The sequence below is a fragment of the Pantoea agglomerans NBRC 102470 genome (assembly GCF_001598475.1).
In the GTDB taxonomy this organism is placed as follows: domain Bacteria; phylum Pseudomonadota; class Gammaproteobacteria; order Enterobacterales; family Enterobacteriaceae; genus Pantoea; species Pantoea agglomerans.
Map to the genome: position 1 here is coordinate 118,599 of NZ_BCZA01000003.1, position 20,243 is coordinate 138,841.

Sequence of the window (20,243 nt, forward strand, 5' to 3'; positions counted from 1 at the left end):
TCAGCTCGCGTGTCAGGCGGGCAGCAGCAGGTTTCCAATCTCACAGAAACATCACAGTATTAAGGAGTTAAGCTATGGCTGTAACTAAGCTGGTTCTGGTGCGACACGGCGAAAGCCAGTGGAACAACGAAAACCGCTTTACCGGTTGGTATGATGTTGACCTTTCAGAGAAAGGTCGTGGCGAAGCCAAATCAGCAGGTCAGCTGCTGAAAAAAGAGGGCTTTGTTTTCGATTTCGCTTACACCTCAGTACTGAAGCGTGCCATTCACACGCTGTGGAATGTGCTGGATGAGCTGGATCAGGCCTGGCTGCCGGTTGAGAAAACCTGGCGTCTGAACGAGCGTCACTACGGTGCGCTGCAGGGTCTGGATAAAGCGGAAACCGCTGCCAAATATGGTGATGAGCAGGTTAAGCAGTGGCGTCGCGGCTTTGCCGTTACCCCACCAGAGCTGGATCGTTCAGATGAGCGCTTCCCGGGCCATGATCCGCGTTACGCGAAACTGACCCCAGAGCAGCTGCCAACCACCGAAAGCCTGGCGCTGACCATCGACCGCGTTATCCCTTACTGGAACGACACCATTCTGCCGCGCATCAAAAGCGGTGAGAAAGTGATCATTGCCGCACACGGCAACTCACTGCGTGCGCTGGTGAAATATCTGGATAACCTGAGCGAAGATGAAATCCTCGAACTGAATATCCCTACCGGCGTACCGCTGGTCTATGAGTTCGATGAAAACTTCAAACCGCTGAAACGCTACTACCTGGGCGACCAGGACGAGATTGCCGCGAAAGCTGCAGCCGTTGCGAATCAGGGTAAAGCGAAGTAATTTCTCGCTGAAATAAAAAAAGGCCAGACGAAAGTCTGGCCTTTTTTATTGGGCTGCGCGCACGAACGCTGCGCACTGTGTTCGTTGTCAGAATAAAGAGATCAATGAGCCAGGCAACAACTGATTGGCTCAAATCGCAGGGAATACGGTCAGAGGCACAATCCTCAACGCGAACCGGGTCAGACCTTGTCAGTTATCCCACTCAGCCGCGGCGCTGTTTAACCGCTGCCGCCAGCTGACGCAGCACCTTGTCGGTATCTTCCCAGCCGATACAGGCGTCGGTGACGCTTTTGCCATAGACCAGCGGCTCGCCGCTCTCCAGACTCTGGTTGCCTTCCACCAGATGACTCTCGATCATCACACCGACAATCGCCTGCTCACCATTAATCAGCTGCTGTGAGACATCGTCTGCCACAACCATCTGACGCTGGAACTGCTTGCTGCTGTTGGCGTGGCTGAAATCGATCATCACCTGCTGTGGCAGACCCGCTTTTGCCAGGCCCTCTTTGACCTCTGCAACATGCTGCGCACTATAGTTCGGCTCTTTGCCGCCGCGCAGAATGATATGGCAGTCACCGTTGCCGCTGGTTTCCACAATGGCGGAGTGACCATACTTCGTCACAGACAGGAAACAGTGCGGCGATCCCGCCGCGTTAATGGCATCGATCGCCACCTTAATGGTGCCATCGGTGCCGTTTTTGAAGCCGACCGGACAGGAGAGACCGGACGCCAGCTCACGGTGTACCTGAGATTCCGTGGTGCGCGCGCCAATCGCGCCCCAGCTCATCAGGTCAGCCACATATTGCGGGGTAATCATATCCAGAAACTCGCCCGCCGCCGGTAAGCCGCTGTCGTTAATATCCAGCAGCAGTTTACGCGCCAGACGCAGACCGTCATTGAGCTGGTAGCTGTTGTCCATGTAGGGATCGTTGATCAGCCCTTTCCAGCCCACCGTGGTGCGCGGCTTTTCAAAATAGACCCGCATCACCACTTCCAGCTCGCCTTTCAGCTCATCACGCAGCGCCAGCAGGCGGTCGGCATACTCTTTTGCCGCTTCAGTGTCATGAATTGAGCAGGGGCCGATCACCACCAGCAGGCGATCGTCCTTGCCCTGCAGGATCTGATGAATCGCCTGACGGGCCTGTGAAACGGTCTGTGCAGCACGATCGGTCGCCGGGAATTTTTCGAGCAGCGCAACCGGAGGTAACAGCTCTTTAATCTCTTTGATGCGTAAGTCATCGTTCTGGTAATTCATACTGATTCCATATTATTTCTGGCCCGGCGCCCGCCGGACACAACCTGCCCAATGTAGCCCGAAGCGCCTGGGGTGTAAATTCCCGCTGCGGGTTAAATGTGCGGGTGATATTTGCATTAATCAGGTTAGCGACTAGACTTTTTAATGGTAAGCACTGAGGAACGTCCCGCTTACCAAATTAAATCACCCTGTTTAAGCCAACCGGCGAATTATATTTCGTCAGGGATTTTCTTACCCGAAATTGCACCTCTGGGCTTAAAGCATCTTCATTTATTAACGGGAGCATAATGATGAAAAAGTTTGCCTTACTCTTTTTGACAGCAGCAATGACACTGAGCAGCGGTGCGGTACTGGCTGCAGACAGCAGCAATAACGGTACATCGAATCAGGCAGCCAGTGCAGGTGCAGCAGCGGGCGGAGCGAAAGAGAATCTGCCGCCAAATAATGTCGATAACAGCAAAATTAATAACACTGGCAACGATACCAATCCTGCAACGTCTGGCAGCACCACCAGCCATGGTAATATGTCTGCTAACGAAATGGACCAGAACGCCCAGTGTAAAGATGGTAAATGTCCGAACATCAATAAAAAAGTTCAGACTAAAGTGGGCGGCGGTGACGTAGATACCAAAACCGACGGCACCACCCAGTAATTCTGTTTAGCCAGGAGAGCTGACGCTCTCCTGGTTTTTCTCCCCTCTGTCCCACTCTTCCGCTATGCTAATCCTGTGAATTTTACAGGAAATCCTTCATGGCCGTTTTGCTTCTGATTGACGATCATCCGCTGGTTGAAGTGGCACTTGAAGCCGCTCTGAGCCAGTCACCCATTCCGGTTCAGCTCCTCTCTGCCAGCAGTGAAAAAGCCGCCCGTCCCCTGCTTCAGCAGCCACTGGACATCATCGTGCTGGATATTGGCCTGCCGGATAGCGATGGGCTGGAGTTCCTGCGTCGCCTGAAGATCCATCGCCCCGACTGTCCGGTATTGATCTACTCTGCTCAGCAGACCCGCCACTATGTGCGTCGTGCCCAGGCGCTGGGTGCCGCCGGTTATGTGGTGAAGAGCCAGCGCATGGCGCAACTGCTTAGCGCTATCCTGGCGGTGCTGGGCGGTCAGACGGCGTTTCCGGTGATGGATGATGAACCGGAACTCCCGCTGACCCAGAAAGAGCGTCAGATTCTGGCGCTGCTGGCCAGCGGCCTCTCCAATCTGCAAATCGCCGCCCAGTTGCACATCAGTAACAAAACGGTCAGCACCCATAAAAAGAACATTCTGGAAAAAACCGGCGCCCGTTCGGTGGTGGAACTGGCTGACCTGTGGAAGGCGCAGCAGTGAGAACTCTCCTGCTGATGCTGCTGTTGCTGTGCGGCTCCGTTCTGGCTGAGGTGCGTCCGGTGAGCAGCATCAATCTGCCGATGATGCTGCCGGTGACGCACGCGGAAACCATGCAAGGCAAAATCCTGCGTGTTGGCCTGCTGGAAGAGAACCACGCCCCCTGGGCGATGCGCATCGGCAACGACCTGTATGGCATCAATGCCGACTATCTTTCCGCCCTGCGACAGCTGACTGGCGCGCAGTTCAGCCTCAACCTCTACAGCGATCAGCCGCATCTGATGCAGGCGCTGAACAGCGGCCAGATCGATTTTGCGCTTGGCATGTGGATTTCTCCCCTGCCAGCCGGCGCGCTGAGCAGCGATAACTGGTACAGCAGCCCGCTTCGGGTCTACCGCAATCAGCAAAACCAGCGTGCCGTGATGTTTAACAGCCAGAATGCCCAACTGGCGATCAGCGAAAGCACGCTGGCACAACTGCCGCCTGCGCTGGCCGCCCGCCACAGCTGGCGACGCTACAGCAGTGATCTGCAGGCGCTCTATACCCTGCTGAATCAGCAGAATGATTATGTGGTGGCGGATGAAACCAGCGCCGGATTTCTGCTGAGCCAGCTGCAACAGGGCCAGATTTATCAGATCGCCTCACACATCGAGGCCGGACAGCTCAACCTGCGCGCGGTCTCCCGCGATCCGGAGCTTATCAGCTGGATTAATCAGAGCCTGCGTCAGTTGCCAGCAGAACTGATGAACACGCTGCAGGCGCGCTGGAGCAGTACCCTGCCGCGCTATCAGGATACGCAGACCCTGATGCTCAGCCCCACTGAACGCGCCTGGATTGCCGATCATCCGCGTATTACTTACACCGCCGAACCGGACAACTATCCCTGGAGTTATCGCGATGCCAGCGGGACCGCCAGAGGCTATGGCGTGGATTTGCTGAAAGCGATAGCTCAGAGCACCGGCCTGCAGTTTGAACCGGTGTGGGTCAGCAATCTGCGTCAGGCGAACACGCTGATCGGTCAGCAGCAGGCGATGCTGCAGCTGATGCAGCCGCTGAACGGCGATGCGATGCAGAGCACCTCGCTACCGGTGTGGCGCGCGCTGTGGGGCATCTACAGCCTGCAGCCCGATACGCTGGCGCACTGGCGCGACCTGCGCGGCAAGCGGGTCGGCGTGTTGCAGGATGACCTGGCGCTGCGTCTGCTGCCTGCGGATCTGCAGCCGCAGCAGTTTGCCGATCGTAATAGTCTCTATGACGCGCTGGCAAAGGGGCAGATCGATGCGCTGGTCGATAACGTGCTCTCCGCCCGCTGGCGTATCGCCAGCCGCGATGATGCGCGCATCCACCTCGCCTTTGCCGCCAGCGACATCGCCTGGCCGATCGCGCTGGGTGTGACGCCTGACCAGCCGGTGCTGCGCACCCTGCTGGATCGCGCGCTGCAGCAGATCCCGGCTGACACACAGAGTCAGATGCGCGACAGCTGGTCAACCCCGCCACAGCCCGGCAGCGTGATGGTGATGCGTTCGCTGCCGATGATGGTGCTGGCGGTGGCAGGTGCGGCCATTGCGCTGCTGCTGTTGCTGCTGGCGCGCCGCTACTGGCAACAGCGCCGGGAGCGTCAGCAGCGTGAACAGGCTGAGCACGCCAATGCGATGAAGAGCCAGTTCCTGGCGACCGTCAGCCATGAGCTGCGCACGCCGATGCAGGCGATCCTGGGGCTGCTTGAGCTGGAGAAGCAGCAGCACAGCAGCCAGAACCTGACGCTGCTGCACAGCAGTGCGCAGTCGCTGCTGACGTTGCTGAATGATCTGCAGGATCATGCGCGCATCGAGAGCAACAGTTTTACCCTGGCGCCCCGTCCGCTGGCGCTGGCGCAGTGGCTCAATCAGCAGCAGTACTTTTATCATCCGTTAATGCGCGAAGACGGCCCGCATCTGATCGTTGAGGCGCTGACGCCGCTGCCTGATGCCGTGATGATCGATGCCGATCGCCTGCAGCAGGTGGTCAACAACCTGATGACCAATGCGTTGAAATTTACCCGCCACGGCGCGATTCGCCTGACGCTGGCCGCACAGCAACAACAGCTGATTCTGACGGTGAGCGACAGCGGCAGCGGCATTCCGCCAGAGGAGCAGCAGAAGCTGTTCGATCCCTGGTATCAGGCGCCGTCCGGTAAATCGGTTTCGGTGCAGGGCAGCGGCCTGGGGCTGTTTATCTGCCGGGAAATGGTGCAGCGGATGGGCGGCGACATCCGGCTCGCCTCTGAACCCGGTCACGGCACCCAGGTCACCGTGACGCTGCCACTGGCGGTCTGCGCACCAGCAAACCACGTGGATGAAACCGCCCTGCCCGACCTTCCACAACTGCGGGTGGCGATTGTCGATGACCATCCGACCAATCTGCTGGTGATGCAGCAGCAGCTGTCGCGTTTTGCGATTCAGGCTGACATCTTTGAGCAGGGACGCGCACTACTGCAGGCCGATGCGCAACAGCCTTATGACCTGCTGTTTATCGACCAGATGATGCCGCGGCCTGACGGCACGCTGCTGCTGCGGATATTGCGGCGGCGTGACCGTCAGCGGAAGCGTCAGGCGATGCGGGTGCTCTGCTCTGCGGATGCCCAGCTGCTGTCGCGACCGCTGGAGGCGCGGGAGCGGGTAATAATAAAACCGGTGCAGTTAGCCGATCTCAGCGCGCTGCTGGCAGAGTGGCAGGAAGATCCGCTGGCGGCGCTGGATGATAATCTGTGGCAACTGGCGCAGCAGAATGAGAAATTCCTCCGCCGTCTGAGCCAGACGCTGCACAACACGGTGACGCAGGATCTGGCCGTGATGCGCGAAGCACGCGAGCGCGAGGAGTGGATGCCGTTCGCCGAAGCGGCGCACCGGATGAAAGGAAGCTGGTTACTGGTGGGACTGGATCACGGCGCACAGCTCAGCCAGCAACTGGCGGAGCAGGCAAAACAGCATCAGGACACGTCTGAGACGTGGCAATTACTGATATTATTAGCAAACAGGTTACTGAAAAAACTGGAATCTTATGGCACATACCCACACTCATAGCGGGCAGGATAGTAATCGCACGCGTCTGGCGGCCGCCTTCGGGGTGACCGTTGTCTTTATGGTGGCTGAAGTGATTGGCGGCTGGCTCTCGGGTTCACTGGCGTTGCTGGCGGACGCCGGGCATATGCTGACCGATGCCGCCGCGCTGCTGATGGCGCTGATGGCGGTGCAGTTCTCGCGCCGTAAACCCAATGCACGCCACACCTTTGGCCTGCTGCGTCTGACCACGCTGGCCGCATTTGTTAACGCCATTGCGCTGCTGGGCATTACCGCACTGATCGTCTGGGAGGCGGTGCGCCGCTTTGCCGACCCGCAACCGGTGACCGGCGGCCTGATGCTGGGGATTGCTATTGGCGGTCTGCTGGCCAATATTCTGTCGTTCTGGCTGTTGCATCACGGCAGCGAAGAGAAGAATCTCAACGTGCGGGCCGCAGCGCTGCATGTGATGGGCGACCTGCTTGGCTCGGTGGGTGCGATTGTCGCGGCGGTGATTATTATGCTGACCGGCTGGACCCCAATCGATCCGATTCTGTCGTTGCTGGTGTCACTGCTGGTGCTGCGCAGCGCCTGGGCGCTGCTGCGTGAGAGTCTGCAGGAGTTACTGGAAGGGGCGCCGCGTTCGCTGGATGTGAACCGGCTGATACGGGATCTCACCCTGAACATCGCAGAGGTGCGCAATGTTCACCATGTGCATCTGTGGCAGGTGGGCGAAAAGCCGCTGCTGACGCTGCATGCGCAGGTGATCCCGCCTTACGATCACGATGCGCTGCTGCATCGTATCCACGACTATCTACGCCAGCACTATCAGATTGCGCATGCGACCGTGCAGATGGAGTATCAGCCCTGTGCCGGTGCCGAGTGTGAACTCGGCTTAAGCGGCGCTGCCGCCACCAGCCATGATCACAGCCATTCACACGACCATGAGCATGCTCATGCTAAAGGCGAAGCGCACACTCACTGAGCCGACAGCGCGCGGGAACCCTGTTGCCGCGCGCTGCGGATCCACATGCGTGAGCCGTTCAGCGCAATCAGCGTCAGAATCACATACTCCAGCGACATCGCATAGACGCCCTGACGGGCAAAAATCATCACGCTAATCACGTTGATGATGACCCACAGCAGCCAGTTCTCAACATATTTGCGCGTCATCAGCACCATCGCCGCAATCGACAACACCATCATGCAGGAGTCCCAGAACGGGAACGCATCCGGCTGCAGCGCGGGCATCGCCACCGACAGGCCAACGCCGTTCATCAGCGTGACGGCCGCACGGGTTAACAGCGCAAACACCGGATCGATATAGAGGGTCATCAGTGCAATCGCAATCACACAGCCCGCCGTCCAGGCCAGCGCCTTAGGCAGCGGCAGCCAGCGGATTTTCAGCGCCGCCTGATGATCGGAGGTTTGCCGACTCCAGGCGTACCAGCCGTAGATATTGGCGGCAAAAAAGAAGAGCTGCAGCAGCAGGCTGGCGTAGAGCTGGATCTGAAAGAAAATCACCGCAAACAGCGTGACGTTAATCAGGCCAAAGGGATAGTTGATGATTTTTTCCAGGCTGGCAAACCAGATGCAGAGTAAGCCCGCCAGCGTGCCGATAGCCTCAATCCATGAGAGATCGTAGCCTCCGGCACCCAGAGGAATGTGAACCAGAATATTGTGTGTGCTGAAGAAGTCCATGCTGAGCACCTGTCCGGAAAACGCTTACGCGTTTCCCTTTACGTTGAGTTTAAGTTCCGCTGCAAAGGATAGCATGCGATTAAGCGGCAGTAACGCCGCCTCACGCAGCGTCTCATCCACCTGAACCTCATGTTCCACCCCACCCGACTCCAGCGCCTCTGCGATGGCTTTAAGGCCGTTCATCGCCATCCAGGGACAGTGAGCACAGCTGCGGCAGGTGGCACCTTCACCGGCGGTCGGCGCTTCAAGCAGCTCTTTATCCGGCACCGCCTGCTGCATTTTGTAGAAGATGCCGCGATCGGTCGCCACAATCATCTGCGGATGCGGCAGGGATTTGGCGGCCTGAATCAGCTGGCTGGTCGAGCCGACCGCATCGGCCAGATCGACAATCGCCTGCGGTGACTCAGGATGCACCAGCACTGCCGCGTCGGGATAGAGCGCTTTCATGCGCTGCAGCGCCTGGGTTTTGAACTCGTCGTGCACAATGCAGGCACCCTGCCAGCAGAGTACGTCCGCGCCTGATTTTTGGGTGACGTAGCGGCCAAGATGGCGATCCGGCGCCCAGATAATTTTTTCGCCCAGACTGTCGAGGTGCTCAATCAGCTCGACCGCAATGCTTGAGGTCACCACCCAGTCGGCCCGCGCTTTTACCGCCGCCGAGGTATTGGCGTAGACCACCACAGTGCGATCGGGATGGGCGTCGCAAAAGGCGTTAAACTCTTCAATCGGGCAGCCGAGATCCAGTGAGCACTCCGCCTGCAGCGTCGGCATCAGTACGGTTTTCTCCGGGCTGAGGATTTTGGCGGTTTCCCCCATAAAGCGCACGCCGGCCACCAGCAGTGTCGTCGCCGAATGGTTGCTGCCAAAGCGTGCCATCTCCAGCGAGTCCGAAACGCAGCCGCCTGTCTCTTCTGCCAGCGCCTGAATTTCCGGATCGGTGTAGTAGTGCGCCACCATCACTGCGTTTCGCGCCTTCAGCAGCGCTTTAATTTTCTCACGGTAGAACGCCTTCTCGTCGTCACTCAGGCGAGCGGGTTTGGGCGGAAAGGGATAAACGGCGCTTTCTGGATCGAACATCACACTCATGACACAGCTCTCGTTTTGTCTAATTAACGAAAATCGCCTGTTCCGGCGACTTATGGCGTCCAATCCGCCATCGTGTTTTATATGCTAAACACGATAGCGGAAAAGCCTGGCTGTGTCGTGCGATATTTATTCTGTCTGCATCACAGCGCCGACCCTGCCGGGCTGCGTTTCATCTGCCAGTACCAGCGGTTTTTGCGGCGCTTCCAGTGCCAGCAGAAAGGCTTTGATATCCAGTCCGCCCGCAAAGCCGGTCAGCTTGCCGTTGGCTCCAATCACGCGGTGGCACGGTGCGACAATCGAGAGCGGATTACGCCCATTGGCCGCCCCGACGGCACGCACCGCCAGCGGATGGCCGATCTCCCGCGCAATCTGGCTGTAGCTGCGCGTCTCACCAAACGGGATAGCCACCAGCGCCTGCCAGACTTTTTTCTGAAACTCAGTGCCGACAAAATCGAGCGGCAGCTCAAAGCAGCGACGAGCACCGGTGAAGTACTCGCTGAGCTGACGCTCAGTTTCGATCAGAATGGGATGATCGTCATCGCGCGTTTGCGGCAAAAACCGGGTGCGTTTGGGATCGTCGTTTTCCCACAAAATACCCGCCAGGCCGCTATCGCTGGCGACCAGTTTCAGTTCACCCACCGGGGTGACTATCGGTTTGAAGTAGTACATGGTGATTCTCCCGTCACGGTTCTGTCGCCTATTATCGCACTTTTCATCAGCCTGACTGGCTGTTTTCGGTCATGGCGATAAACTGTTGTGCTGTCCGAAAACAGCCAGTCTGCCGGGATTCACCGGTGTAGGCTGCGCTTATTTACCGGAGAACTGCCATGCTCGATCCCGACATTGCCTATCAGGCGCTGACATCTCGTGATACCCGCTTTGACGGCGTTTTCTTTGTTGGCGTGACCTCAACCGGTATCTATTGTCGTCCGGTCTGCCCGGTCAAAGCGCCGATGCAGAAGAACTGCCTTTTCTTCAGCAGCGCGGAAGCGGCGGAGAAAGCCCGCTTTCGCCCCTGCCTGCGCTGTCGGCCCGAACTGGCACCCGGTAATGCGCCGGTTGATCAGCCGCACCGTGTGGCAGAGCGGCTGATTCAGCGTATCGAGGAAGGCATGCTGGAGGAACGTGAAGGACTGGAGGCAATTGCCGCTGAATTCGGTATCAGCCTGCGTCAGTTGCGCCGTATCGTGCAGCAGGAGCTGGGTGTCTCGCCGCTGGAACTGAAGCAGACGCGGCGCATGCTGCTGGCTAAACAGCTGCTGACCGAAACCCGGCTGCCGATTATTGACGTTGCCTATGCCAGCGGCTTTGGCAGCCTGCGGCGCTTTAATGATGTCTTCCAGGCGCGTTACCGCATGACGCCAGGCGCGCTGCGCAGGGACGATACGGGCACTCAGTGCGCGCAGCCCGGCGACCGCGTGACGCTGCGGCTGGCCTATCGCCCTCCCTACGACTGGGCGGCGATGCTCTGGTTTTTGCAGACGCATCTGATGAAAGAGGTCGAGGCGGTGGAAGATGGCAGCTGGCGACGCACTGTGGTGCTGGGTCGCTGCCGGGGCTGGGTTTCTGTTTCGCATCTGCCGCAAAAGAATGCGTTGCAGGTGACGCTCTCCACCTCGCTGACGCCGGTTCTGCCTCTGCTGCTGCGCCGTCTGCGCGATCTGTTCGATCTCGACGCACAGCCGCAGCGTATCGCCGCCTGTCTGGCGCAGGACCCACTGCTGGCACCCAGCCTGCTCTCGCATCCGGGTCTGCGTGTGCCTGGCGCATTCGACGCCTTTGAGCTGGGTGTGCGCGCCATTATCGGCCAGCAGGTGACGGTCAAAGCGGCCACCACGGTCAGCAGCCGTTTTGCCGCCGCTTTTGGCGAACCCTGTGAGACGCCGTTCGCCGATCTGACCCGCTACACCGCCCATCCTGAACGCATCGCCGGACTGACGGTAGACGATGTCGCGCCGATGGGGATTGTCAGTGCCGCCCGCTCCCGCGCCATCATCGCCTTTGCAAATGCCTGCGCCAGCGGAGATCTTCGTCTCAGTGCCGCTCAGGCGCCAGACGAGGTCATCAAAAAGCTGGTCAGCCTGCCGGGTATTGGTCCCTGGACCGCGCACTACATCGCGATGCGCGCTTTGCGCTGGCCGGATGCCTTTCCCAAAGAGGATATTGCCATCCGGAATAACCTGGGCGGCATGTCATCGAAAGAAGCGGAGGCGCGATCGCAGTCATGGCGTCCCTGGCGTAGCTATGCAGTGATGCATATCTGGGAGAGCCTGGCAGTGGCAAAGGCAAAGAAAAAGCCGTGACGGTTGATGTAAGGATGCAGATAGTCTGCCCTGACCTGCATAGTCGGTATCGCAGAAACTAAAAATGCAGAGCCTCTTCCAGACTGCTTACAAACTCGCACCCGACTGGATTTGGCCGCAACGAAAAAGCTCAACGCGCAGGGAACAGGGTCAGAAGAGGAAAGCGTCCCGCGCCTGGGACAAAAACGCCGGGAGCGTTTTTGAACAACGCAACGCGTTGGCCCGGCTACGGGCGCACCTCAGGGATGAGGTGCGTAATCGCGCGGGCCGAGCAGGTCAGGGATTGGCTTTGGCGTCTTTCCGATCTGACCCTGTTCTCTGCGCAGGCTCGATCTCTCAGCGGAACGGGCCAGAGTTTGCCAAAAACTTCAAAAACCAGTGACGTTTTGCTTTGAAAAAGTTTTCAGATACCGCAGAAACAAAAAAAAGCGCCCTGAGGGCGCTTTTTTCTTAATTGGTGGGTCGTGCAGGATTGCCTCGGCCCATCCGGGGCCTCGCCCTTCGGGTGATGCTGTCGCATCAGCCTGAATCGCCTCGCGATTCAGTCGAACCTGCTGCAGGTTCTCACCCTGCACGGGGGACGCCGTGCCGCACAAACAAAAAAAGCGCCCTGAGGGCGCTTTTTTCTTAATTGGTGGGTCGTGCAGGATTGCCTCGGCCCATCCGGGGCCTCGCCCTTCGGGTGATGCTGTCGCATCAGCCTGAATCGCCTCGCGATTCAGTCGAACCTGCTGCAGGTTCTCACCCTGCACGGGGAACGCCGTGCCGCAGAAACAAAAAAAGCGCCCTGAGGGCGCTTTTTTCTTAATTGGTGGGTCGTGCAGGATTCGAACCTGCGACCAATTGATTAAAAGTCAACTGCTCTACCAACTGAGCTAACGACCCGCTGGGGGCTTACAACCGTTCAACACGCCAGGCTGCTGAGATAAGATGGTGGGTCGTGCAGGATTCGAACCTGCGACCAATTGATTAAAAGTCAACTGCTCTACCAACTGAGCTAACGACCCATCTTAGGTTGTGAAGCAATGCTGAAGTGTTCTTCTTAAAACTGCGCGGTAAAAGCGCGTCTGAGGAAGATGGTGGGTCGTGCAGGATTCGAACCTGCGACCAATTGATTAAAAGTCAACTGCTCTACCAACTGAGCTAACGACCCATCTTCAGGCTTACCAGACACTTTGCAATGTGTCCCGGCAACGGCGGCATATATTACTGATTTAGCGGGGTAGCGCAACTCTTATTTCTGCTAAATGCTTCAGTTGCTTACCTTTCATACGGCAAGACCAGAAATCACACGATATCTGGCCTGAACCGTACAGATTACAGACTTGTCAGACGTTTTTGCGCCTGCTTAGCAGATTCGGTGTCTGGATAAAGTTTGATCACCTGCTGGAAGACCGCTTTAGCTTTCGCTGTGTCTTTTTTCTCCTGCATGATGACGCCCACTTTCAACAACGCTTCTGCAGCTTTTGGCGACTTCGGATAGTTTTTCACTACCGTGGCGTAATAGTAAGCCGCGTCGTCCTTTTTGCCTTTGTTATAGTTCAGCTGTCCCAGCCAGTAATTGGCGTTCGGCTGATAGGTCGAATCCGGGTAACGTTTTACCCACGCCTGGAGCGCGCTGATCGCCTGATCATACTGTTTCTTCTCCAGAATCAGCGCCACAGCCGCATTGTAATCGCTGTTAGCGTCACCGGTCTGCGCAGGTGCGCTATCCGTTGATGCTGCCGCGCCTGCGGTTGCTGCTGCGCCGGTATCCGCTGCGGCATTACTGCCCGCTGCCTGCTGACCGCCGCTGGTGCTGGCGCTGCTCAGGCTGTCAATCTGCTGGTAAAGCTGCTTCTGCCGCTCAACCACCTGATTTAACTGATACGTGTTTTGCTGGATTTGCCCACGCAGCGCGTCGATATCACGCTGGTTATCGCTCATCTGCTGCTGCAATTGCTGCATCAGCTGTGCCTGGGCATTAGAAATTCGTTCAAGAGTGGTGACACGGTCTTCGACCGAGCCGGAGCCAACGCTACTGATTGACGCTTGGGCATTAGCGGCCCAGGGGGCCGCTACGCCAATCAGTAACGACAGACTCAACAGGTGATGTCTGAAGTTACTAACCATGTGATTCTCTTAGTAGACCAGAACGGCACGACGGTTTTTAGAATACGCTGCTTCGTCATGACCCAGAACGGCTGGCTTCTCTTTACCGTAAGATACGATAGACATCTGATCAGCCGACACGCCTTTGCCCTGCAGGTACATTTTAACCGCGTTAGCACGACGTTCGCCCAGGGCGATGTTGTATTCCGGCGTACCGCGCTCATCCGCATGACCTTCGATGGTCACTTTGTATGACGGGTTGCTGCGCAGGAAGGTTGCATGCTGATCCAGCATCTGTGCGTAATCAGACTGAACGTCATACTTGTCCAGGCCGAAGTACACGATGTTGTTCTGCTGCAGCTGCTGCATCTGCAGACGAGCCTGCTCGTCAGAAGACATGTTGCCGCCGTTGCCGTTCATGCCAGAATTTGCACCGTAAGCGCCGCCATCAGCACCCATGCCAGTCTGGTCATTGTTGTTGTTCTTGTGTGAGCTACAAGCCGCTACTGCCAGAACCGGCAGAGCCAGCATCAAACCCTTCAGCACTTTGTTCAGTTGCATTTCAAAATCCCATTATTGTTTATTGTTTGTGATGTCTGAACTGTCAGACATTACAGATACGGCGACCAGGCAGGAAATTTTACCTGTCCATCAGTTGCCGGAAGACGCGCTTTGAAACGGCCGTCGGTAGAAACCAACTGCAACACGGAACCCATACCCTGAGTAGAGCTGTAGATTACCATTGTGCCATTGGGTGCCAGGCTCGGCGTTTCATCCAGGAACGTGTCCGTTAACGTTTGAACGGCTCCCGTTTCCAGATCCTGTTTGGCGACGTGTTGAGCACCACCGTTGGTGCTAATCATCACCATAGACTTACCATCTGTTGCGACATCCGCATCCTGGTTCTGACCGCCTTCCCAGGTAATACGTTGTGGCGCGCCACCGTTAAGTCCGACTTTGTAGATTTGTGGAGCACCAGCCTGATCGGAGGTGTAAGCCAGTGTCTGGCTGTCCGGGAACCAGGTTGGTTCGGTGCTGTTATAGCGACCATCGGTAATCTGACGCGTCTGACCTGAGGCCAGATCCATCACATAGAGGTTCAGGCTGCCGGTTTTAGAGAGCGCGAACGCCAGTTTAGAGCCATCCGGCGAGAACGCTGGGGCACCGTTGTGACGTGGATAGGAGGCGATCTGACGGATAGCACCGTTCGACAGCGTCTGTACCACCAGCGCAGATTTGCCGCTTTCAAAGGTCACGTAAGCAACTTTGCTGCCATCCGGAGACCAGGCTGGCGACATCAGCGGCTGTGGTGAACGATGCACGACAAACTGGTTGTAACCATCGTAGTCAGCAACGCGCAGCTCATACGGGAACTGGCCGCCGTTGGTCTGCACCACATAGGCGATACGGGTACGGAAAGCGCCCTTGATGCCGGTCAGCTTCAGGAACGTTTCGTCACTGGCCGTGTGAGCGGCATAACGCAGCCACTGCTTCGTCACTTTATAACTGTTTTGTGCCAGCACGGTACCGGGAGCACCGCCGGTGTCGACCAACTGGTACGAAACCTGATAGCTGCCATCCGGGTTAGACGCGACCTGACCGACGACCACGGCATCAATGCCGAGTGCACTCCACGCGGCAGGCTGAACTTCCTGCGCGCTGGCAGGCTGCTGTGGCAGACGCGAGCGATCCAGTGGATTAAATTTGCCACTGTTGCGCAGGTCAGCTGCAACGATGCCGCCGATATCTTCCGGCGCTGCGCCAGCACCGGCCCATTTAAACGGCACCACGCCAATCGGGCGCGCAGTGTTGACACCCTGGGTGATCTCAATTCGAACTTCTGCATGCAGCATGGCTGCCCACAGCAGGATAAAAAAGCCTAACGTAACGCGAAGAGCTTGCTTCATTTTATCTCCCTTATCTGAACCTCAGTCCACGATAATTGGCACTGTTCCTGGAAACCACGAGTACAACTTAAGTACGGCACGCTAAACATAGATCAACTTGCCGCCCGTTACTGCATTATTGCGGTTTAAAACGCATTGGGGCGTTTTTAAACACTTCGTAGACCGCCTGCGAAGGCGGCTTCGGAATACGTGCCTGTTTTGCGGCAGCAATCGCGGCCTGACAGAGCGCGGGATCGCCACCCTCTGACTTAACATCAATCAACAAGCCATCAGGCGCAAGTTTAATCCGCAAATCACAGGTTTTTCCGCGATACAGATCCGCATCATAGAATCGGCTCTGAATCGCACTCACAACCTGACCCATGTAGGAGTTGATTTCCGCGCCTGATGCACCCGCTTTCTTCTGGTTTCCCTGCCCTGCTGCGCCGCCAGAGGTGCCGCTTTTCGGTGCATTTTTACCGGAAGCGAGTCCACCCAGCAAATCATCGACATCGCTGTCGTTGGCAGCATCGGCGGCGGCTTTCGCTTTAGCATCCGCTTTGGCCTTAGCGGCAGCATCGGCTTTGGCTTTCGCCGCGGCATCGGCTTTCGCTTTCGCGGCAGCTTCCGCCTTCTCTTTGGCGGCCTCTTTAGCCGCTTCCGCTTTCTCTTTTGCTGCTTCTGCGGCTTTCTCTTTCGCCGCCTCTGCGGCTTTTTCTTTGGCCTCAGCTGCTTTTTGTTTAGCCTCTTCAGCCGCTTTGGCTTTGGCATCCGCCGCCGCTTTCACTTTGGCCTCAGCCGCGGCTTTCGCATCTGCTTCAGATTTCGCCTTCGCTTCCGCAACGGCCTTCTCTTTTGCAGCAGCGGCAGCGGCGGCTTTCGCCTGCTGATCAGCCTGCTTCTTTGCTTCGGCTGCGGCCTGTTTCGCCTGCTCAGCCGCGGCTTTTGCCTGCGCATCTGCCTGAGCTTTTGCATCCGCTTTGGCTTTGGCAGCCGCCGCTTCCGCCGTTTTTTGCTGCTCCTGCGCCTGCTTAGCAGCGTCTTCGGCAGCCTTCTGCTGCTCAGCCTGCTGTTTTGCCTCTTCTTTCGCGGTTTCCTGCGCGGCTAAACGCTCTTTTTCCAGCGCTTTCAGACGCTGCTGTTCAGCAGCCTGTTTCTGTTGCAGCTCTTCAGCCTGCTGCTGCGCCTGCTTTTTACGCTGCTGCTCAGCCCGCTGGCTGTCACTTTGCTGGTTCTGCTGACGATTGTATTGACTCACGACGGCACCGGGATCGACCATCACTGCATCAATATCGCTGCCTCCGCCACCCGCACTGCTGGCGTCAATGTGCTCATTAAACGAGCTCCAAATCAGCAGCGCGATCAGCACGATATGCAGAATCACCGAAATGATTATCGCGCGCTTTAACTTCTCGTTTTGCTCGGTTGCCTTCGACACACTCGGTTCCCAAAAAACGGTTCGATTTTAAATCGGCTGCGTCATCAAACCGACAGATTTAACACCCGCCTGGTGCAGCAGGTTGAGCGCTTTAATAATTTCATCGTAAGGCACCTCTTTCGCGCCCCCGATCAAAAAGACCGTCTTAGGATTCGCTTCCAGTCGACGCTGCGCTTCGCTGATTACCTGCTCTGGTGGAAGTTGATCCATACGATCGTGATCCACGACCAGGCTGTACTGACCCACGCCCGCTACTTCGACAATCACCGGCGGATTATCATCGCTGGCAACGGTTTTCGAATCGGTCGCATCAGGCAGATCCACTTCCACGCTCTGGGTAATAATGGGCGCCGTTGCCATGAAGATCAGCAACAGCACCAACAGGACGTCCAGTAGCGGAACGATGTTGATTTCCGACTTCAGGTCGCGGCGTTTGCGACCACGTACTCTGGCCATCATTAACCTCTATTTACTTAGCGCTATCGCTGGAGAAAGCCTGGCGATGCAGAATGGCAGTGAACTCTTCCATGAAGTTGTCGTAGCCCTGCTCCAGTTTGTTCACGCGCTGGTTCAGACGGTTGTACGCCATCACCGCCGGAATCGCGGCAAACAGACCGATAGCGGTCGCAATCAACGCTTCAGCGATACCCGGTGCAACCATCTGCAGGGTTGCCTGCTTCACGGCACCCAGTGCGATAAAGGCGTGCATGATCCCCCAGACGGTGCCGAACAGTCCGATATAAGGGCTGATAGAACCGACGGTGCCGAGGAATGGAATGTGGTTTTCCAGCGCTTCCAGCTCACGGTTCATCGAGATGCGCATCGCACGGCTCGCACCATCAATGACCGCTTCCGGCGCATGGCTGTTGGCGCGATGCAGGCGGGCGAACTCTTTAAAGCCGGAATAGAAAATCTGCTCCGAACCGCCCAGTTCTTCCCGGCGCTCCTGGCTCTCCTGATAGAGGCGCGAGAGTTCGATGCCGGACCAGAATTTGTCTTCAAACGCCTCCGCTTCTCTTCCCGCCGCATTCAGAATACGTGTGCGCTGAATAATGATGGCCCAGGAGGCAATAGAAAAGCCGATCAAAATCAACATGATAAGTTTGACCAGAAGGCTCGCCTTCAGGAACAAATCAAGAATGTTCATGTCAGTCACTGCTTGAACTCCGCGACAATAGACTTGGGAAGCGCAATCGGCTTCATTAGATGTGGGTTAATGCAGGCAATCAGGACTTCTGCCTCATTGAGCACTTTGCCTTCAGTATTCACGATACGCTGAGTGAACGTCATGGTAGCCCGTGTCATTGATGTGACCTCGCTCTGGATCTCCAGAAGGTCATCAAGACGCGCCGCCGCCAGATAGTCCACCGATATACGCCGTACCACAAAAGCGATCTGCTGTTCTAACAGCGTCTGCTGATTGAAATGGTGCTGTCGCAACATTTCAGTACGTGCTCGTTCATAAAAAGCGATATAGCTGGCGTGATAAACCACACCACCGGCATCAGTATCTTCGTAGTAGACCCGAACCGGCCAGCGAAACAGCGTTGTACTCACTCTACATCCCGGCCTCGTTTTAAACGTTGTTACTATACGCAAGAGAATTGGGGTTGGGAATGGCTCGTCAGAGCCAGGCGAAAATAATTATCGCTCCGTAACAAACGGAACGATTTCAGGGAGATTAATTGACCAGACGCTGACAAAAATTCACTGACAGCGCCGATGAGGCGGGGTCTTAAAGATAAAAACGGTAAAGCGCAATAAATAGCAACAGCATGGCGGGTAACGGGGCAAACAGCGCCTGCCATCGGGTTTGCTGTGGCCGGAAGCCCACACCGTGGATCACCCCACTGCAGACCGCCCAGATCAGCACCAGCCCCTGCAGAGCCGGTAACTGGCCTGCCTGATTGGCAAAGCGTGTCGGATCCCACATCACGCCGCCTGCGGTCAGCAGCGCCAGCAGCAGTGAAAGGGCCCGTAACGGGCCCTTATCCATCAGATCATACAGCATCCGAATTAGCGTTCGCATCAGTGAGGCTCATCCTGCGCTTCAATGTGCTCAATCGCCAGCGCGGTCACGATACCAAAGGCACAGGCCAGCAACGTGCCGAGAATCCAGGCAAAATACCACATGCGACGTCTCCTTAATTAATAGAGTGAGTGACTGTTGCTTTCAATATGCTCTTTGGTGATACGACCAAACATCTTCCAGTAGCACCAGGTGGTGTAGGCCAGAATGATCGGCACAAAGATAGCGGCGGCAACGGTCATGGTTTGCAGCGTCAGCAGGCTGGACGTTGCGTCCCACATGGTCAGGCTCATACCCGGCACCGTGCTGGATGGCATGATGAACGGGAACATCGCAATGCCGGCTGTCATGATGACGCAGGCCAGCGTCAGTGAGGAGAACAGGAACGCCCAGGCGCCCTTCTCAACCCGCGAGCAGAGTATGGTCAGCAGCGGCAGCACAGCGCCCAGCAGCGGGAACAGCCACAGCACAGGGTGGTTCTGGAAGTTGACCATCCAGGCACCCGCTTCGCGCACTACGGTTTTGCCCAGTGGGTTAGAGGCGGCGAAGTGATCCATGGTGCTGGTCACCACATAACCATCGATACCATATTTCACCCAGACGCCCGCCAGGATAAAGCAGACCATCATCACCAGGGCGGCAAGTTGTGCTGCGGTGCGTGAACGCAGATGCAGTTCGCCGGTAGTGCGCATCTGCAGATAGGTTGCACCCTGCGCCAGAATCATCGCCACACTGACCACACCCGCCAGCAGCCCAAACGGATTCAGCAGCTGGAAGAAGTTACCGGTATAGAACAGGCGCAGATACTCATCGGCATGGAACGGCACGCCCTGTAACAGGTTGCCAAACGCTACGCCGATCACCAGCGGCGGCACGAAGCTGCCAATGAAAATCCCCCAGTCCCAGGCGCCGCGCCAGCGATTGTCTTCAATCTTCGAGCGGTAATCGAAGCCAACCGGGCGGAAGAACAGCGACGCGAGCACCAGAATCATCGCCACGTAGAAGCCAGAGAAGGCTGCCGCGTAAACCATCGGCCAGGCGGCAAACAGCGCGCCACCTGCGGTGATCAGCCAGACCTGGTTACCGTCCCAGTGTGGGGCGATACTGTTAATCATGATACGACGTTCAGTATCATTCCGGCCCAGAATGCGTGTCAGCATCCCGACACCCATATCAAAACCATCTGCGGCGGCAAAGCCAATCAGCAGCACGCCAATCAACAGCCACCAGACAAAGCGCAGAACTTCATAATCAAACAT

General features: G+C 57.0%; 20 protein-coding genes, 3 tRNA genes and 2 other RNA genes. 6 read left to right on the forward strand and 19 right to left on the reverse strand.

Annotated elements, in window-relative coordinates; genetic code table 11:
• The first annotated feature begins 74 nt into the window (after nt 1-74).
• Entirely contained in the window at nt 75-827 is a 753-nt protein-coding gene (gpmA, locus tag PAG01S_RS06675) for a 2,3-diphosphoglycerate-dependent phosphoglycerate mutase (protein ID WP_003851893.1), read from the forward strand.
• A 202-nt stretch (nt 828-1,029) separates the two neighbouring features.
• On the opposite strand, the gene aroG is transcribed toward gpmA, so the two are convergent.
• The gene (gene aroG / locus PAG01S_RS06680; protein ID WP_010669658.1) at nt 1,030-2,082 is read right to left on the reverse strand and encodes a 3-deoxy-7-phosphoheptulonate synthase AroG; all 1,053 of its coding nucleotides are present in this window, start codon (nt 2,080-2,082) and stop codon (nt 1,030-1,032) included.
• A 287-nt stretch (nt 2,083-2,369) separates the two neighbouring features.
• Here aroG and PAG01S_RS06685 point away from each other — a divergent pair, with 287 nt between their 5' ends.
• The 4 genes from PAG01S_RS06685 to zitB all read left to right on the forward strand — a co-directional run bounded on the left by PAG01S_RS06685 (nt 2,370) and on the right by zitB (nt 7,435).
• Nucleotides 2,370-2,735, forward strand: coding sequence for a YbgS-like family protein (locus PAG01S_RS06685; protein WP_062758143.1), 366 nt, complete (start codon nt 2,370-2,372; stop codon nt 2,733-2,735).
• A gap of 98 nt (nt 2,736-2,833) precedes the next feature.
• Nucleotides 2,834-3,415, forward strand: coding sequence for a response regulator transcription factor (locus PAG01S_RS06690; RefSeq protein ID WP_033756983.1), 582 nt, complete (start codon nt 2,834-2,836; stop codon nt 3,413-3,415).
• A 14-nt stretch (nt 3,416-3,429) separates the two neighbouring features.
• On the forward strand, nt 3,430-6,474 hold the full coding sequence (locus tag PAG01S_RS06695) for a hybrid sensor histidine kinase/response regulator (RefSeq protein ID WP_170933472.1): 3,045 nt from the start codon (nt 3,430-3,432) through the stop codon (nt 6,472-6,474).
• Nucleotides 6,452-7,435, forward strand: coding sequence for a CDF family zinc transporter ZitB (gene zitB / locus PAG01S_RS06700; RefSeq protein WP_062758146.1), 984 nt, complete (start codon nt 6,452-6,454; stop codon nt 7,433-7,435). The genes PAG01S_RS06695 and zitB overlap by 23 nt, the downstream gene beginning before the upstream one ends.
• Here the strand turns inward: zitB and pnuC are convergent.
• The 3 genes from pnuC to PAG01S_RS06715 form a co-directional block, all read right to left on the reverse strand.
• Complete coding sequence (gene pnuC / locus PAG01S_RS06705) at nt 7,429-8,151, reverse strand: nicotinamide riboside transporter PnuC (RefSeq protein WP_033785474.1); 723 nt, start codon at nt 8,149-8,151, stop codon at nt 7,429-7,431. The genes zitB and pnuC overlap by 7 nt on opposite strands.
• 24 nt (nt 8,152-8,175) lie before the next feature.
• Nucleotides 8,176-9,237, reverse strand: coding sequence for a quinolinate synthase NadA (gene nadA, locus PAG01S_RS06710; RefSeq protein ID WP_062758148.1), 1,062 nt, complete (start codon nt 9,235-9,237; stop codon nt 8,176-8,178).
• Nucleotides 9,238-9,363: 126 nt separating this feature from the next.
• On the reverse strand, nt 9,364-9,906 hold the full coding sequence (locus PAG01S_RS06715; RefSeq protein ID WP_010260149.1) for a methylated-DNA--[protein]-cysteine S-methyltransferase: 543 nt from the start codon (nt 9,904-9,906) through the stop codon (nt 9,364-9,366).
• 158 nt (nt 9,907-10,064) lie between these two features.
• Here PAG01S_RS06715 and PAG01S_RS06720 point away from each other — a divergent pair, with 158 nt between their 5' ends.
• Nucleotides 10,065-11,540, forward strand: coding sequence for an AlkA N-terminal domain-containing protein (locus PAG01S_RS06720; protein ID WP_062758150.1), 1,476 nt, complete (start codon nt 10,065-10,067; stop codon nt 11,538-11,540).
• Nucleotides 11,541-11,995: 455 nt separating this feature from the next.
• On the opposite strand, the gene PAG01S_RS06730 is transcribed toward PAG01S_RS06720, so the two are convergent.
• The 15 genes from PAG01S_RS06730 to cydB form a co-directional block, all read right to left on the reverse strand.
• A non-coding RNA gene (locus PAG01S_RS06730) (RtT sRNA) lies at nt 11,996-12,129 on the reverse strand.
• 43 nt (nt 12,130-12,172) lie between these two features.
• Nucleotides 12,173-12,306: non-coding RNA, RtT sRNA (locus PAG01S_RS06735), on the reverse strand.
• Between the two features lie 43 nt (nt 12,307-12,349).
• Nucleotides 12,350-12,425 (reverse strand) — tRNA-Lys (locus PAG01S_RS06740).
• A 46-nt stretch (nt 12,426-12,471) separates the two neighbouring features.
• Nucleotides 12,472-12,547: transfer RNA gene (locus tag PAG01S_RS06745), tRNA-Lys, on the reverse strand.
• Nucleotides 12,548-12,617: 70 nt separating this feature from the next.
• Nucleotides 12,618-12,693 (reverse strand) — tRNA-Lys (locus PAG01S_RS06750).
• A gap of 164 nt (nt 12,694-12,857) precedes the next feature.
• On the reverse strand, nt 12,858-13,652 hold the full coding sequence (gene cpoB / locus PAG01S_RS06755) for a cell division protein CpoB (RefSeq protein WP_010260773.1): 795 nt from the start codon (nt 13,650-13,652) through the stop codon (nt 12,858-12,860).
• Nucleotides 13,653-13,661: 9 nt separating this feature from the next.
• Nucleotides 13,662-14,192 carry a peptidoglycan-associated lipoprotein Pal gene (gene pal / locus PAG01S_RS06760; RefSeq protein ID WP_010260771.1) on the reverse strand — a complete coding sequence of 177 codons (531 nt, stop codon included), beginning with the start codon at nt 14,190-14,192 and terminating at the stop codon, nt 13,662-13,664.
• 50 nt (nt 14,193-14,242) lie between these two features.
• The gene (gene tolB / locus PAG01S_RS06765; protein WP_010260769.1) at nt 14,243-15,538 is read right to left on the reverse strand and encodes a Tol-Pal system beta propeller repeat protein TolB; all 1,296 of its coding nucleotides are present in this window, start codon (nt 15,536-15,538) and stop codon (nt 14,243-14,245) included.
• 115 nt (nt 15,539-15,653) lie between these two features.
• Entirely contained in the window at nt 15,654-16,955 is a 1,302-nt protein-coding gene (gene tolA / locus PAG01S_RS06770) for a cell envelope integrity protein TolA (RefSeq protein ID WP_022626037.1), read from the reverse strand.
• A gap of 27 nt (nt 16,956-16,982) precedes the next feature.
• Nucleotides 16,983-17,411, reverse strand: a complete 429-nt coding sequence (tolR, locus tag PAG01S_RS06775) for a colicin uptake protein TolR (RefSeq protein ID WP_010260764.1) — start codon at nt 17,409-17,411, stop codon at nt 16,983-16,985.
• A 13-nt stretch (nt 17,412-17,424) separates the two neighbouring features.
• On the reverse strand, nt 17,425-18,111 hold the full coding sequence (gene tolQ, locus PAG01S_RS06780; protein ID WP_010260762.1) for a Tol-Pal system protein TolQ: 687 nt from the start codon (nt 18,109-18,111) through the stop codon (nt 17,425-17,427).
• Complete coding sequence (ybgC, locus tag PAG01S_RS06785; protein ID WP_010260759.1) at nt 18,108-18,512, reverse strand: tol-pal system-associated acyl-CoA thioesterase; 405 nt, start codon at nt 18,510-18,512, stop codon at nt 18,108-18,110. Before ybgC ends, tolQ begins: the two co-directional genes overlap by 4 nt.
• 178 nt (nt 18,513-18,690) lie before the next feature.
• Nucleotides 18,691-18,984 (reverse strand): cyd operon protein YbgE, encoded by a 294-nt coding sequence (gene ybgE / locus PAG01S_RS06790; RefSeq protein WP_062758154.1) that lies wholly within the window; start codon nt 18,982-18,984, stop codon nt 18,691-18,693.
• Nucleotides 18,984-19,088, reverse strand: coding sequence for a cytochrome bd-I oxidase subunit CydX (gene cydX / locus PAG01S_RS06795; RefSeq protein ID WP_010260755.1), 105 nt, complete (start codon nt 19,086-19,088; stop codon nt 18,984-18,986). The genes ybgE and cydX overlap by 1 nt, the downstream gene beginning before the upstream one ends.
• 15 nt (nt 19,089-19,103) lie before the next feature.
• Nucleotides 19,104-20,243, reverse strand: a complete 1,140-nt coding sequence (gene cydB / locus PAG01S_RS06800) for a cytochrome d ubiquinol oxidase subunit II (RefSeq protein ID WP_062758156.1) — start codon at nt 20,241-20,243, stop codon at nt 19,104-19,106.

Coding starts and splice junctions, on each gene's coding strand:
- gpmA (WP_003851893.1), top strand. CDS start 75: ATGGCTGTAACTAAGCTGGTTCTGGTGCGACACGGCGAAAGCCAGTGG.
- aroG (WP_010669658.1), bottom strand. CDS start 2,082: ATGAATTACCAGAACGATGACTTACGCATCAAAGAGATTAAAGAGCTG.
- PAG01S_RS06685 (WP_062758143.1), top strand. CDS start 2,370: ATGATGAAAAAGTTTGCCTTACTCTTTTTGACAGCAGCAATGACACTG.
- PAG01S_RS06690 (WP_033756983.1), top strand. CDS start 2,834: ATGGCCGTTTTGCTTCTGATTGACGATCATCCGCTGGTTGAAGTGGCA.
- PAG01S_RS06695 (WP_170933472.1), top strand. CDS start 3,430: ATGCTGCTGTTGCTGTGCGGCTCCGTTCTGGCTGAGGTGCGTCCGGTG.
- zitB (WP_062758146.1), top strand. CDS start 6,452: ATGGCACATACCCACACTCATAGCGGGCAGGATAGTAATCGCACGCGT.
- pnuC (WP_033785474.1), bottom strand. CDS start 8,151: ATGGACTTCTTCAGCACACACAATATTCTGGTTCACATTCCTCTGGGT.
- nadA (WP_062758148.1), bottom strand. CDS start 9,237: ATGAGTGTGATGTTCGATCCAGAAAGCGCCGTTTATCCCTTTCCGCCC.
- PAG01S_RS06715 (WP_010260149.1), bottom strand. CDS start 9,906: ATGTACTACTTCAAACCGATAGTCACCCCGGTGGGTGAACTGAAACTG.
- PAG01S_RS06720 (WP_062758150.1), top strand. CDS start 10,065: ATGCTCGATCCCGACATTGCCTATCAGGCGCTGACATCTCGTGATACC.
- cpoB (WP_010260773.1), bottom strand. CDS start 13,652: ATGGTTAGTAACTTCAGACATCACCTGTTGAGTCTGTCGTTACTGATT.
- pal (WP_010260771.1), bottom strand. CDS start 14,192: ATGCAACTGAACAAAGTGCTGAAGGGTTTGATGCTGGCTCTGCCGGTT.
- tolB (WP_010260769.1), bottom strand. CDS start 15,538: ATGAAGCAAGCTCTTCGCGTTACGTTAGGCTTTTTTATCCTGCTGTGG.
- tolR (WP_010260764.1), bottom strand. CDS start 17,411: ATGGCCAGAGTACGTGGTCGCAAACGCCGCGACCTGAAGTCGGAAATC.
- ybgE (WP_062758154.1), bottom strand. CDS start 18,984: ATGCGAACGCTAATTCGGATGCTGTATGATCTGATGGATAAGGGCCCG.
- cydX (WP_010260755.1), bottom strand. CDS start 19,088: ATGTGGTATTTTGCCTGGATTCTCGGCACGTTGCTGGCCTGTGCCTTT.
- cydB (WP_062758156.1), bottom strand. CDS start 20,243: ATGTTTGATTATGAAGTTCTGCGCTTTGTCTGGTGGCTGTTGATTGGC.